This is a genomic window from Glacieibacterium frigidum (genome assembly GCF_007097155.1).
In the GTDB taxonomy this organism is placed as follows: Bacteria; Pseudomonadota; Alphaproteobacteria; order Sphingomonadales; family Sphingomonadaceae; genus Glacieibacterium; species Glacieibacterium frigidum.
This window is the reverse complement of sequence record NZ_VJWA01000001.1, coordinates 110,688-123,819: the sequence shown is the minus strand read 5'-3', so window position 1 is coordinate 123,819 and position 13,132 is coordinate 110,688. Positions and strand designations below refer to the sequence as shown.

Annotated in this window: 11 protein-coding genes; 2 read left to right on the top strand and 9 right to left on the bottom strand. The window is 69.2% G+C overall.

Annotated elements, in window-relative coordinates; genetic code table 11:
* Nucleotides 1-103: 103 nt before the first annotated feature.
* A complete protein-coding gene (locus FMM06_RS00575; RefSeq protein WP_143554287.1) occupies nucleotides 104-3,004 on the bottom strand; it encodes a TonB-dependent receptor in 2,901 nt (966 codons plus the stop codon).
* 193 nt (nucleotides 3,005-3,197) lie between these two features.
* Between FMM06_RS00575 and FMM06_RS00570 the strand changes: the two genes are divergently transcribed.
* Nucleotides 3,198-4,520 carry a pectate lyase family protein gene (locus tag FMM06_RS00570; RefSeq protein WP_143554286.1) on the top strand — a complete coding sequence of 441 codons (1,323 nt, stop codon included), beginning with the start codon at nucleotides 3,198-3,200 and terminating at the stop codon, nucleotides 4,518-4,520.
* A 17-nt stretch (nucleotides 4,521-4,537) separates the two neighbouring features.
* Nucleotides 4,538-4,903 (top strand): cupin domain-containing protein, encoded by a 366-nt coding sequence (locus FMM06_RS00565; protein ID WP_207790260.1) that lies wholly within the window; start codon nucleotides 4,538-4,540, stop codon nucleotides 4,901-4,903.
* A gap of 1 nt (nucleotide 4,904) precedes the next feature.
* Here the strand turns inward: FMM06_RS00565 and FMM06_RS00560 are convergent, their stop codons facing one another.
* The 8 genes from FMM06_RS00560 to FMM06_RS00525 all read right to left on the bottom strand — a co-directional run bounded on the left by FMM06_RS00560 (nucleotide 4,905) and on the right by FMM06_RS00525 (nucleotide 13,024).
* Nucleotides 4,905-5,336 (bottom strand): hypothetical protein, encoded by a 432-nt coding sequence (locus FMM06_RS00560; protein ID WP_143554285.1) that lies wholly within the window; start codon nucleotides 5,334-5,336, stop codon nucleotides 4,905-4,907.
* Nucleotides 5,337-5,397: 61 nt separating this feature from the next.
* The gene (locus FMM06_RS00555) at nucleotides 5,398-6,258 is read right to left on the bottom strand and encodes a hypothetical protein (RefSeq protein WP_143554284.1); all 861 of its coding nucleotides are present in this window, start codon (nucleotides 6,256-6,258) and stop codon (nucleotides 5,398-5,400) included.
* An 82-nt stretch (nucleotides 6,259-6,340) separates the two neighbouring features.
* Complete coding sequence (locus FMM06_RS00550; RefSeq protein ID WP_143554283.1) at nucleotides 6,341-7,864, bottom strand: carboxylesterase/lipase family protein; 1,524 nt, start codon at nucleotides 7,862-7,864, stop codon at nucleotides 6,341-6,343.
* A gap of 75 nt (nucleotides 7,865-7,939) precedes the next feature.
* Entirely contained in the window at nucleotides 7,940-8,944 is a 1,005-nt protein-coding gene (locus FMM06_RS00545) for a sugar kinase (RefSeq protein WP_143554282.1), read from the bottom strand.
* Complete coding sequence (gene kduD, locus FMM06_RS00540; RefSeq protein WP_143554281.1) at nucleotides 8,941-9,696, bottom strand: 2-dehydro-3-deoxy-D-gluconate 5-dehydrogenase KduD; 756 nt, start codon at nucleotides 9,694-9,696, stop codon at nucleotides 8,941-8,943. The genes FMM06_RS00545 and kduD overlap by 4 nt, the downstream gene beginning before the upstream one ends.
* On the bottom strand, nucleotides 9,693-10,532 hold the full coding sequence (kduI, locus tag FMM06_RS00535; protein WP_143554280.1) for a 5-dehydro-4-deoxy-D-glucuronate isomerase: 840 nt from the start codon (nucleotides 10,530-10,532) through the stop codon (nucleotides 9,693-9,695). Before kduI ends, kduD begins: the two co-directional genes overlap by 4 nt.
* Before the next feature lie 14 nt (nucleotides 10,533-10,546).
* Nucleotides 10,547-11,956 (bottom strand): glucuronate isomerase, encoded by a 1,410-nt coding sequence (uxaC, locus tag FMM06_RS00530; RefSeq protein WP_143554279.1) that lies wholly within the window; start codon nucleotides 11,954-11,956, stop codon nucleotides 10,547-10,549.
* Between the two features lie 30 nt (nucleotides 11,957-11,986).
* Nucleotides 11,987-13,024 carry a LacI family DNA-binding transcriptional regulator gene (locus tag FMM06_RS00525; RefSeq protein ID WP_143554278.1) on the bottom strand — a complete coding sequence of 346 codons (1,038 nt, stop codon included), beginning with the start codon at nucleotides 13,022-13,024 and terminating at the stop codon, nucleotides 11,987-11,989.
* Nucleotides 13,025-13,132: the final 108 nt, after the last annotated feature.

The window sequence follows — 13,132 nt, the reverse complement described above, 5'->3', positions numbered from 1 at the left end:
CGAGCCTTGGGCGCCCGCCGGGGCTGCCAGCCCCGGCAGTCCTGAAAGCGCCGGCAGCGCCAGTCCGCCGAGCGCGCCCGTCAGGCACGCCCGGCGGCTGGGCTCAGATCTTGAAGCGGGCACCGAACAGGATCGTGCGACCGAAGTGGTTGTTCTCGTAGTTCCGGTCGGCGTCGAAGTCGGTGTAGCGATAGCGATACTCGTCGGTCAGGTTCACGCCTTCGAGCGACACCTCGATGTTCTCGGTGATCCGGTAGCGCACCGACGCGTCGAGGTTGATCGTCGAGCCATAGCCTTCGAAGACGTTGCCCGTACCGCTGTTGGCGTCGATGTAGCGGCCGCGGTAGCTGACCGAGGCGCGCGCCGAGAACTTGGCGTCCTCGTAGTACAGCGTGCCATTGTAGCTGCGCTTCGACAGGCCGAAGAGCGTCGCGTTGCGCGTCGCGGCGACCAGCGCGCCGCCCGACACCACCGCCGGGCCGCTGACCGTATAGTCGGCGCTCGATGAGATGAAGGTGGCGTTGGCGATGCCGCCGAAGTTCGCCAGGAAGCCCGGCAGGAACTTGAACGGCGCCTGCAGCGCGATCTCGACGCCCTTCAGATTGGCGCCCGCGCCGTTGCCGATCGTCGAGATCGTGTACAGCTGCCCCTCGGGGTTGGCGGCCGCCGGCGAGCCCGGCGGGATGATCGACAGCGGCAGGCCGGTCGACGCAAAGGTGCCGCTGCGCGTCTGCGACACGGGGAAGCTCTTCACGTCCTTCTTGAACAGCGCGACCGAGAAGATCGACTGCGGCCCGAAGTAGTATTCGAACGCCACGTCATAGGCGGTGGCGCGGAACGGATCGAGCTGCGGGTTGCCGAAGGTGACGCGGTAGTTGAAGCCGTCGACCGACCCGCCCGGCGTCAGGTTGCCCAGCGTCGGGCGCGTCATCACCTTGGCGATCGCGGCGCGGACGATGATCTGCTCGGTCGGGAAGATCGCGAGGTTCGCGGCGGGCAGCCAGTCGTCGTAGCTGCGCTCGACGGTCACCGCGGCGCCGTTGTTGAGGCCCGTCGACGACTGGTCGGTCTTGACGTAGCGGACGCCGGCGTTGGCGGCATAGCGGATGCTGCCGAGGTCGCCCTTGACGTCGACCTGGCCGTAGCCGCCCTTGACGCGCTCGACGACCGACCGCGTGTTGCCCGCGTCGATGGCGAGCGGCCGGCTGTACAGGTTGGTGAACGCCGCACCCGCCTCGCGGCCCGGCACGATGAAGGTGGTCGTCGTGCCGTCGGGCTGGCCGGCCTTGCCGATGTTGACCGTCTCCGACAGCGCCGCGGTGCCGGGGAAGCCGTAGACTGCGGTCGGGCCGAATGCGGCCGAAGGCGAGCACGTCAGCGTGCCGAGGACGCGGTCGACGCCGCCGTTGCCGCACACCACCGTGTCGCGCGTGAAGCCTGCGGTGTCGAAGCTGAAGCGGCGGTACACTGCGCCCGCCTTCAGCGTGATTGCCTCGCTGACATCGTACTCGCCGCGGATCTGCGCGGTGCGGAACTTGTTGACCGTGCTCGACGGCCGGTCGCGGATTTCCGACAGCTGGAAGTTCGCCGGGTCGGTGACGCTGGTGCCGAAGGTCAGCTTCGGGCTCTTCATGTCGGTATAGTCATAGCTATACCCCTGCGCGTCGCGGTCGTCGTAGATCAAAGTCGTCTCGATCGGGATGCTCGCGTCGGACTTCGAGAAGCCGCCGAGCAGGGTGAAGCGCAGCGAATCGCTGACCTCTTGGTCCCAGTTGGCGCCGATCTGGTAGAATTCGGTTTTCGACTTCCGGTAATAATTCTCAGTCCGCACGGGCACGTCGTTGAACGTCCCCTTGATCAGGTTGTTGTCGCCGTCGATCGTGTAGTTCGAGACGTCGATCGGCCGCTCGAGGCTGCGGAACAGCACCTCGGCATATTGCTCGGTGCGGACCTCGTTGAACTTCGAATACAGCGCGTCGATCGAGACCTTGGTGCGGTCGCCGGGCGCCCATTGCACCGCGCCGGTGATGCCCAGCCGCTCGCGGTCGTGGCCGATAACGCCGTAGCGCGGGATGCGCGGGTGGAAGGCCAGGCTGACCGCATCGCAGCCCGCGCTGGGGCGGTAGGTGCCACCGGCGTTGGGCGAGGCGGTGAACACGCCCGTCATCGCGTTGGTGGTGCCGAAGCAGGGCGTGCCGTTGACGGAGTCGAAGCGCGCCTGCGCCCAGCGCACGGTGTTGTTGCCGAGCTCGAGCGTGTCGGTCTTCGAATAGGCCGCCGAGATCGCCGCGCCGAAGGTGCCGTCGGGCGACTTCCACGACAGCAGTCCGGCGAAGCGCGGCCCGAGATCCTTGCTGAGGTCGTTGTACGAGCCGGTCAGCGACGCCGCGAGGGTGAAGCCCGCCTTTCCCGCCAGCGGGTTGCCGGTGTTGAGGTCGACGACCGCGCCCAGCGAACCCTCGTCGAGCGAGGCTTCGGCGGTCTTGTGGACGACGATCGAGCTGAACAGCTCCGACGCGAAGACGTTGAAGTCGAACGCGCGGTCGCGGTTGGCGCTGGCGCCGTCGGTCGAGGTCGCGACGGTCTCCAGGTTGTTGACGCGGACGCGGGTGAACTGCGCCCCCAGGCCGCGGACGGTGATCGCGCGGCCTTCGCCGCCGTCGCGCTGGATGGTGATGCCGGGGATGCGCTGGAGCGATTCGGCGAGGTTCTGGTCGGGGAACTTGGCGATATCCTCGGCGACGATGACGTCGATCGCCGAGACGCTGTTGCGCTTGACGTCGAGCGCGGCGTCCAGCGAGCGGCGGAAGCCGGTGACGATGATTTCCTCGGCATCGTCGGTGCCGGCGGTGGCGGCAGCGGGCGGCGGGGTGTTGACCTCGCCCGATGCGCCGGGCGGCGGCGCGGCCGGTGTCGCCGGCGTCTGGGCCTGCGCCGAGGCGGCAATCACGAGCAGCGACGCGCAGCCGAGCAGCCGGGCCGAAATGCGGTGCGATACGATCATTCGAGCTCTCCCCACACCGGATGACACCGGTTACCTAAATTCTTGCGGGAAGATCGCGGGCTATCTGTGGTGACCCGCCGCCTCCCCTTTTGCTGCATGAACTGCAGTCTCGACCGGCTAAGTAACCGGTGTCATAAGCGTGATGTTACGAAGCGCGAGGGTTGTCAAGAACCCCGCGAATGGGGAGTTTGCGATGTCGTTTCGACTGTGGCGGGCGTGCATCGCCGGGACTTTGGCGCTTGCAAGTCCGCTGGCGGCGGCGGTCACGCAGGGCGGCGCGGGCGGGCGCATCATCCGCGTCACCACCCTCGATGCGAGCGGCCCGGGCAGCCTGCGCGCCGCGGTCGAGGCCAAGGGCAAGCGCATCGTCGTGTTCGAGGTCGGGGGCATCATCGACCTGAAGCGCAGCACGCTGACGATCGCCGAGCCCGAGCTGACCATCGCCGGCCAGACCGCGCCGTCGCCCGGCATCACGCTGATCCGCGGCGGCATCGACCTGAAGACCCACGACGTCGTGATGAAGCATATCCGCGTCCGCACCGGCCGCGACGGCGCGGCGGCGCTGTCGGGGTGGGAGGCCGACGCCTTCTCCGGCGTCGCGGCGCAGCGCGTCATCGTCGACCATTGCACCTTCAGCTGGGGCATCGACGAGAATATGTCGGCGTCGGGCCCGCGCTTCGGCGGCGGCACCACGGTCGCCGACTGGCGCGCCCACACCAGCCGCGACGTGGTGTTCAGCTACAACCTCGCGTCCGAGGGACTCGCCGAGGCGTCGCACCCCAAGGGCGAGCATTCGAAGGGTTCGCTGATCCACGACAACGCCACCGGCATCGTCTTCTACCGCAATGTCTTCGCACACAACGTCGAGCGCAGCCCGCTGCTCAAGGGCGGCGCGCAGGCGGTGATGGTCAACAATCTGATCTATGACCCCGGCAAGCGCGCCGTGCACTACAACCTGATGGCGCTCGAATGGGTCGGCCACAAATACGTCGACGGGCGGCTGACCGCGATCGGCAACGTGATGCGCGGCGGTCCGTCGACCGATGCCGGCCTGCCCTTCCTGATGCTCGGCGGCGACGGCGACCTGCGCTGGTTCGGCAAGGACAACCTCGCGGTCGACAAGTTCGGCGTCGCCCTGCCGATGTTCGGCCGCTACGGCGAAACGCGCGCCCGGCTGATCACCGAGAAGGTCCCCGACGCGGCCGCCGCCGCCTGGCCGGCGCTGCCGGTGCGCGATGTCGAGACGCATCTGCTGGCGAACGCAGGCGCGCGGCCGTGGGACCGCGACGCCGACGACATCCGCGTACTGTTCTTCATCGCCGAAGGGCGCGGCGCGATTATCGACGACGAGGCGGTCGTCGGCGGCTATCCCAAGCAGAAGCCGACGAGCGCACCCTTCGTCGAAGCCGAATGGGATCTTGCCACGATGGAACCGAGATCGGGCCGCTACCCCGGGCAGAAGGGCCCGGCACCGCAGGAACGCCTGTCGACGCGTGACGCGGCGATGCGCCAGTGATCGCCCTCCTCGCCCTGATGATGGTCGCCGGGCGCCCGATGGTCGTCGTCGACGAGAAGGCCGTGAAGGTCCGCGAAGCCCCGCCGCACGGCGGCAAGGGCATGAGCACCGCCTACCGCATCAGCGACAAGGCCCCGGCGCGCACGATGGAGTTCAGGAAGCGCAGCCTCGACCCCGGCGCGTCGATCGGGATGCACGTGCTGACCCATGACGAGGTCTATTACGTCGTGTCGGGCCGCGGCGTGGTGTCGTCGGACACCGAGGAAAAGCCCCTCGGTCCCGGCATGGCGGCGTACCTCTACACGGGTGCTGCCGTCGGCATCGTCCAGCAGGGCAAGGAGCCGCTGGTGCTGATCATCAGCTATCCGGTAACCGCGAAATAGCTCAGCGCTTCTCGACGTCGAAGGTCACCGTCTTCACGCAGTCCGGATTGTCCTGCGCGAAGCCGAACGACAGGCGCCCCCAGGGCTCGTCGCGCGAGAATGATACCGGCTCCTCGGTCGAGCGGCCGCGCGGCACGCCGCTCAGCGTCAGCGGCCCGTATTTGCGCTCGACGTCGCCGCGCTTCAGGCATGCGCCCGAGATACCGAGGTTGAGCAGCCCGCCGGTCGTCGCGCCGGCTTTCGCCGCACGCAGGTCAATGTCGACGCGGCCGTCGGGCAGAGCCACGCCGCTCGCTTCGTAGATGTCGACTGCCGACGTCCCCTCGCCTTCCGACAAGCGCGTGCCGAGCAGCCGTTCGATCGCGCCACGCTCGATGGTCGGCCCGGCCCGGACCTTGTCGATCAGATCCTCGATCGATGCTGCCTGCTGCACTTTACTCTCCCTGGCGCAGCCGCCCGTTGCGGCGACCGCGAATGCGACAACGAAGACCGCGTTACGGCGTGCCACCATAATACTTGTCATAGAAGCTTCCGTAATAATCGTTGTAGCTCTGGCCGGTCGTCGAGGTGAACTCGCCGTTGCCATAGATGGTGCCGATCGCGTCGCGCGCCTTGGCGGCGTTGCCGTCCTTGCGGAACTGGTCGAAGGCGGCGTTGTAAGCCTTTTCGTTGGCCGGATTGCCGGCGATGCCGATATCCTCGCCGCCGTTGCGCAGGATCTCGCGCTGAGCGCGGATGTTCGACAGCGTCGCCGCGCCCTCGTCGGCAAGCGTCGAGCGCAGGAACGCCGCCTTCGACGACGTGTCGACCTTGCCGTTGTAGCGCGCGTGGCCGACCTCGTGCGACAGGCTGAGCACCAGTTCCTTGGCATCGCCCTTGTCGTTGCGGTCGATGGTGATCGTCTTGGTCGACTTGTCGGCGAAGGTGCCGCCGCCCGCCTTGCCGAACTCGACCTTCCAGCCATCGGCCTCGAGCTTCTTCATGTCGGCCATCAGGCTGGGCGACTTGGAAGCCAGCGCCAGCGTGTCGGCACCCAGCAGCTTGCCGATGCTTAGCGGACCCGCCTCGCGCGCCGCCTTCACCGCTCCCGCGACGACACCCTTGATGGCGTCGATCGCCGTCTGGATCAGGTCGCCGATGTCGTCGATCGGCCCGGGTGAGTGCGCCTCGATGGCGCGCATCAGCTCACCCTGCTGGACGGGCGACAGATGCCCGGCGACCGCGGCGATCGTCGCGGGCCGCGCCGCGGGCGGTGCCTCGGCGATCCGCGTCGCGATCTGGACGGTGTCGCGCGCGACGGTGCGGGCAGTGTCGGCCGCCGGCGGTGTCGAACGGGCAATGGCGTCGGAAATCATGAAAAAGCCTCCGCAAACAGGCGCTTAATTTGGCGCAGACGAGGGTCTGCGGGAAATAGTCGAAACGACTAGAGGCTTTGGGTCAGGTTCCCGGCTGGATGTAGGGGACGCGCGCGAACAGCTGGCGCTCCCAGGCGCGTGGGTCGTCCTCGACGCGGGCGGCAGCGTCGAAGATCATCGTCGTGCGGCGGTCGAGGCGGTATTGCGGCCAGCTGCACGTCCCGGTGCGGGCGAATTGCACGAACGCCGCCATCATCGCGTCGCTTGCAGCGCGGGCGGCGGGGCTGGCGCCCGACGGTGCATCGGGCGCGTCGATCGTGCCGAAGACCAGCGGGATGTCCATCGTGTGCGGCGCGCCGCTCAAGGGTCGCGCGGGGTCGGTGAAGTCGCACTGGTACACCCAGGTCGGCGCGTCGGCGCGCGCGCGGGCCTCGGCTTCCTCGACCTGGCCGCGCCAGCTGCGGCCAGCGGTGACGGCGGCCCAGAGGATCTCGCGCGGGGACAGCGCGGGGTAGCGCGCGCGGAACTGCGCCGCGACCCATTCGGGGTGGATGTCGACGCGCAGCTCGGGCGCCATGCGCGCGGGCAGGGTCTCCCAGGTCAGGTCGGCGAACCGCTCGGCGGGCAGGAAGGCGCGCGCCTCGTCGAGGGTATTGCCGAGGAGCATCGGGACGGCGTTCGACTGCGGGTTGGCGTCGGGCCAGAATGGGTGGCGGGTCAGGCTGCGCATATCGAGCACGGGGCCGAAATACACCCCGCCGCCGAGCACCGGGTCGGTCGCCGACAGCGCTTCGAGCAGCGCCTCGAGGGGTGCGGTCGCCGGGTCGCGGCCGAGCTTCGCGAGATACGCCTGCGCGCGCTTCGTCGCGTTGAGCGGGCCCGACGCGGTGACCTGCTGCCCGCTCATCGTCGCGGCACGATGGAACAGGCCCTTCGCGGCCGGCGTGCCCATCAGCGTCGCGATCTTCGCGCCGCCGCCCGACTGGCCGAACACCGTCACGCATCCCGGATCGCCGCCGAAGCTCGCGATGTTGTCGCGCACCCATTGTAGCGCGAGGATCAGGTCGAGCTGGCCGTTGTTGCCGCTGTCCGGGAACCTCGGATCGAGCCGCGCCAGGTACAGATAGCCGAGCGCGTTCAAGCGGTGATTGACCGTCACAACGACGCAGTCGCCCGCCGCGGCGAGCCGGGCGCCGTCGTTCATCGCATCGACGACGCTGCCGTTCGAGTAGGCGCCGCCGTGGATGTAGAGCAGCACCGGGCGCTTTGCCCGCGCGTCGGGCCCGGGGGTCCAGACGTTGAGGAAAAGGCAGTCCTCCGACTGCGGCTGGTAGCGCCGCGAACCCTGCGGCGCGGAGGGGCCATAGGCGGTCGCTCGCACCGTCGCTGCAGGCTCGGCGACGGGCGGCATGAAGCGCGTGGCGCGGCCGTAGCGGATCCCCTTGAACGCGTGGATGCCGGCGTCGCGCGCGCCGGTGAAGCGGCCGGCCCTTGCCTCGACGTCGGGGGTGGCGGCGATCAGAAGCGCGGCGGCGCCGGCGATGACGGTGCGGCGGGCGACGCCTCCCTGTCCCTTGCTGTCATTCCGGCGAACGCCGGAACCCACTGCTCCTTCGAGCGGAGGTTTCGCCTGGGTCACAAATGGGTTCCGGCGTTCGCCGGAATGACAGCGCCTGGAGTGTCACCGCCGCACATCCAGCCCACCCTCCAGGAACGTATCGATGTCCGCCTGCCCGAACAGGCTCGCGTCACCGGGTAGCGAATGCTTGAGGCAGGTCAGCGCCAGCCCCGTTTGCGCAGCCGCCGCGATGTCGCCCCCGCGCCGCAGTGCGTGCAGCACGCCCACCGCGAACGCGTCGCCCGCGCCGATGCGGTCGACGATGCCGGCGATCGTCACCTCTTCCGTCTGCGCATGGCCGTCGCGCCCGTCGACCCGCGCCGACAGGCGGTGGCGGTCGGCATCCTCGACGTGGCGCGCGGTCGAGGCGATGATTTGCAGCTTCGGGAACGCCTCGAACGCCGCTTCGGCGGCGGCCGAGCGCCGGTCCTCGCCGTCGCCGGCGAACTCGCGCCCGAGCAACAGCGCGATGTCGCGGTGGTTGCCGAACATGATGTCGGCGTGGGGCACGATACGGCCCAGCACGCCGCGCGGGTCGCTGTCCCACGCCTCCCACAGCCGGGCGCGGTAATTGCCGTCGAACGACACCGGCAGCCCGCGCGCACTCGCGGCCTCGGCAGCGGCGATCGCGGCCTCGCCCGGCCCTGGCCCGAGTGCCGGGGTGATACCCGACAGATGCAGCCGGTCGGCGCCGCCCAGCAGCGCATCCCAGTCCCACTCGCCCGGCGGCACGCTCGCGAACGAAGATCCGGCGCGGTCGTAAACCACGTCGGTGGCGCGCAGCCCCGCGCCGCTGGTCACGAAATACAGCCCCATGCGCCCCGCGGCGGTGCGCACCAGCGAGCAATCGACGCCGTGCGCGCGCAGGCCCGCGACGCCCGCCCGCCCGAGGTCGTTGTCGGGAACCGCGCCGATCAGACCAGTGCTGTGCCCCAGCCGCGCGAGGCCGGTGACGACGTTCGCCTCGGCGCCCGCGACCCACACGTCGAGCTTCGGCGTCTGCAGCAGCAACTCGCGCCCCGGCGGGGACATGCGCAGCATGATCTCGCCGAAGGCGACGAAGCTCATCGCGCCAGCCAGCCGCCGTCGACCGCGAGGATATGTCCGTCGACATAGTCCGAGGCGCGGCTGCACAGGAAGACTGCGGCGCCGCCGAGGTCGCTCGCGTCGCCCCAGCGCCCGGCCGGAATTCGCGCCAGGATCGACGCGTTGCGCTCCGCATCCGCCCGCAGCGCGGTCGTGTTCGCGGTCGCGATATAGCCGGGCGCGATGGCATTGACGTTGACGCCCTTCGCCGACCATTCGTTCGCCAGCAGCTTGGTCAGCCCGCCGATGCCCGACTTCGACGCGGTATAGCTCGGCACGCGGATGCCGCCCTGGAAGGTCAGCATCGACGCGATGTTGACGATCTTGCCGTACCCCTGCCGGATCATGTGCCGCCCCGCCGCCTGCGCGAGAAAGAACACCGATTTGAGGTTGGTGTCGATCACCGCGTCCCAGTCGGCCTCGGTAAAGTCGACGCTGTCGGCGCGGCGGATGATGCCGGCGTTGTTGATCAGGAAGTCGAGGCGGCCCAGCTTCTCCAGCGTCTCCGAGACGATGCGCTCGACCGGGCCGATCGTCCCGAGGTCCGCGGAAATCAGCGCGCCCTTGCGCCCCAGCGCCTCGATCTGCGCCAGCGTCTCGTCGGCAGGCGTCCGCCCGACCAGCGCGATGTCGGCACCCGCACCCGCCAGCGCGATGGCAATCGCCTGGCCAATACCGGCGTTCGCCCCGGTCACCACCGCGACCCGGCCAGTGAGATCGAACAGCCCGCTCATTGCAGCTGGCAGATGTCGAGGACGTTCATGTCGGTATAGTCTTGGTTCTCGCCCGCCATCGCCCAGATGAAGGCGTAAGCCTTGGTGCCCGACCCCATGTGGATCGACCAGGGCGGCGAGATCACCGCCTCCTCGTTGCCCATCACGATGTGCCGCATCGCCTCGCCCTCGCCCATGTAATGGAAGACGCGGTCGTTGGGGCCGTCGAGTTCGAAGTAGAAATAAATCTCGCTGCGGCGCTCGTGGATGTGCGGCGGCATGGTGTTCCAGACGCTGCCGGGCTTGAGCACCGTCAGGCCCATGACGAGCTGCGCGCTGTCGCAGATGCCGGGGATGACGAGCTGGAAGATCGTCCGCTCGTTCGATTCCTCGAGGCTGCCGCGCTGCAGGGCGTTTGCGTCGGCGAGCGCCAGCTTGCGCGTCGTGAAGCCTTTGTGCGCCGGGCACGACGCGAGGTAGAACTTCGCGCCCGCACCCGCGAACTCGACGTCCTTCGCGCCCATCGTCACGTACAGGCAGTCCTTGTTGCCGAGCGTGAAGGTTTCGCCGTCGACGGTCACGGTACCCTCGACCTGGCTCACATTGACCACCGCGAGCTCGCGACGCTCGAGGAACGGGTGGCCGGCCGCCGACGCGGGCTCGGTCTGCGCGGGCAGCTTGACCGGCGCGCCCGCGACCTCGACGCCGCCGATCACGAAGCGGTCGGCATGGGTGTAGTTGAGCACGCACTCACCGGCGCGGAACAGGCCCTGGATCAGGTAGCGGTCGCGCAGCTCCTCGTTCGACACGACCTCCATCATGTCGGGATGGGTGGCGTAGTAGGTGCGGTCGAACATGGGTCTGCTCCGGGTCAGAGGCGGTAGGCGCGATGCGCCAGGTTGTAGGCGAGGTCGGCGGCGAGCTCGTGCGCGTCGCTCTCGTCGAGGCGATGCTCGGCCACCAGGCGGGCGAGAAAGGCGCAGTCGACGCGGCGCGCGACGTCGTGGCGCGCCGGGATCGACAGGAAGGCGCGCGTGTCGTCGTTGAAGCCCGCGGTGTTGTAGAAGCCCGCGGTCTCGGTGGTCATCTCGCGGAAGCGCATCATGCCCTCGGGCGAATCGTGGAACCACCACGGCGGACCGAGGCGCAGGCAGGGGTAGTGCCCCGCCAGCGGCGCGAGCTCGCGGGCGTAGGTCGACTCGTCGAGGGTGAAGAGGATGATCGTCAGCCCCGCCTCGTTGCCGTAGCGGCCGAGCAGCGGCTGGAGCGCCGCGACATAGTCGGTGCGGCCCGGGATGTCGGCACCCTTGTCGCGCCCGTGGCTGGCGAGGAGCCGGGCATTGTGATTGCGGCGGCTGCCCGGGTGGAGCTGCATGACCATGCCGTCGTCGAGGCTCATGCCGGCGAACTCGGTCAGCATCTGCGCGCGGAAGGCCTCGGCATCTGCAGGCGTCGGCGACCCGTGCATGACGCGCCAGAACAGCGCCTCGGCATCGGCCTGGGGCAGGTCGAGCGTTGCCGCGGTCGGGTGGCCGAGATCGGTCGCGGTCGCACCCGCGGCGCGGAAGTCGGCGCGGCGCTTCCGGTGCGCCGCGAGATAGCCGCGCCACGTGCCGATATCCTCGCCCGTCAGCTCGGCGAAGGCAGCGAGCGCGGCGCGGAAATCCTGGTGCTCGGCGTCGACCACCGCATCGGGGCGGTAGGTGGTGACGACGCGCCCCGGCCAACCCGAGGCGCGGATCGCGGCGTGATGATCGAGGGTCTCGTGGGCGCCCTCGGTCGTCGCGAGCAACTCGATCCCGAACCGGTCGAACAGCGCGCGCGGGCGGAACGCGGGCTCGGCGAGGCGCGCCGCGATCGTATCGTAGTAGAGGTCGGCGGTTGCGGCTTCGAGCGCGACGTCGATGCCGAACACCTGGGTGAAGACGTGATCGAGCCAGATCCGCGACGGCGTGCCGCGAAACAGTAGCTGCATGCCTGCGAAAACCCGCCACGCCTCGCGCGGGTCGGTAGCGGGCGCGATGCCGTGGGCCGGCACGCCCAGCGCCTCCAGCGTCACGCCTTGGCTGTAGAGCATCCGGTACAGATAATGGTCGGGCGCGAGCAGCAGTTCGGTGGCGTTCGACCAGGCCGCGTCGCTCGCGAACCATGCCGGGTCGGTATGGCCGTGCGGGCTGATGATCGGCAGGCGCTCGACCTCGGCGAACAGCGCGCGCGCGATGCCCCGCACCCCCGGATCGGCGGGAAACAGGCGGTCGGGATAGAGCGTCAGGGGTCGCATCGCGGCGCCTTGGTAACCGGTGTCAAAAGGTCAGGCAACCCGCGGCGAGGCGACCGAGGCGCGCTCGATCAGGGTCGACAGGAACAGCGGGTCGCCCGCCGCCTCGGGTTGCGCATCGCGCGTTCCTGCAAGCAGCTTGCGCGCCGCGGCACGCCCCATCTCGAGGATCGGCCAGCGCACCGTGGTCAACGGCGGCCAGAGGTGCGCGGCGATCGCGGTGTCGTCGAAGCCGACGATCGACAGGTCGCCGGGAACGTCGAGCCCGCGGCGCTTCGCGGCGTGCAGCGCGCCCGCCGCCATCTCGTCGTTCGACGCGAAGATCGCGGTCAGCCGCGGCTCGTTCGCCAGCAGCCGCTCGCCCGCCGCGATGCCCGATTCGAAGCGATAGTCGCCGCGCTCGACGGCCTGCGCGTTGAAATGCATCGGCCCGTCGTACATCGCGTCCTTGAACCCCTCGAACCGCTCGAAGGCCGAGCGGAAGCCCTCTGGCCCGGCGATCAGCCCGATGAAGCGGTGGCCGAGGTCGACCAGGTGGCGCACCGCGGCGTGGACCGCCGCGCGGTCGTTCGAGGCGACCGAATTCTCGGGCGCGTCGAGCACGTCGGACCCCATGCGGACGTAGCGGCAGCCGAGCTGACGGCACAGTTCGGCCAGCTCGGGGTTCTCGCTGATCGGCGGCAGCAGCACGATGCCGTGCGGGCGCTGCCGCTCCACGAACTGCCTTATGTCGGCGACCATCGTCGTCGAGCCGCGGTCGACCGGATGGACGATCAGCTCGTATTCGGTGCCCTTCAGCACGCCGAGGATACCCTGCTGGACGCCCAGCACCATCTGCGCATTGGGGTTGTCGTGCACCAGGCCGATCAGGAAATTGCGGCGCAACGCCAGCGCGCGCGCCTGCGGGTTGGGGACGTACCCCGTCTCGCGGATGATCGCCTCGATGTTCTGCCGCGTGTCCTCGTTGAGCAGCGCCGAGCGGTTGATGACGCGGCTGACGGTCTTTTTCGAAACGCCTGCGAGACGCGCGATGTCGTTGATCGTCGCCTTGCCCGAACCGTCGTTATCCACCGTTTGCTCCCCGTTTCGGCACGACCCTAGCGACGCGATGCGGCCACCGCCAGAGCGGGCTTGCGCGAAACGCAGGGTTATGACACCGGTTACCGAACAAGACGCCGG

What these genes read in the sequence shown, in the direction of transcription:
- FMM06_RS00565 (WP_207790260.1), top strand. Translation starts at nt 4,538, where the DNA reads ATGATGGTCGCCGGGCGCCCGATGGTCGTCGTCGACGAGAAGGCCGTG.
- uxaC (WP_143554279.1), bottom strand. Translation starts at nt 11,956, where the DNA reads ATGCGACCCCTGACGCTCTATCCCGACCGCCTGTTTCCCGCCGATCCG.
- FMM06_RS00575 (WP_143554287.1), bottom strand. Translation starts at nt 3,004, where the DNA reads ATGATCGTATCGCACCGCATTTCGGCCCGGCTGCTCGGCTGCGCGTCG.
- FMM06_RS00555 (WP_143554284.1), bottom strand. Translation starts at nt 6,258, where the DNA reads ATGATTTCCGACGCCATTGCCCGTTCGACACCGCCGGCGGCCGACACT.
- kduD (WP_143554281.1), bottom strand. Translation starts at nt 9,696, where the DNA reads ATGAGCGGGCTGTTCGATCTCACTGGCCGGGTCGCGGTGGTGACCGGG.
- FMM06_RS00545 (WP_143554282.1), bottom strand. Translation starts at nt 8,944, where the DNA reads ATGAGCTTCGTCGCCTTCGGCGAGATCATGCTGCGCATGTCCCCGCCG.
- kduI (WP_143554280.1), bottom strand. Translation starts at nt 10,532, where the DNA reads ATGTTCGACCGCACCTACTACGCCACCCATCCCGACATGATGGAGGTC.
- FMM06_RS00570 (WP_143554286.1), top strand. Translation starts at nt 3,198, where the DNA reads ATGTCGTTTCGACTGTGGCGGGCGTGCATCGCCGGGACTTTGGCGCTT.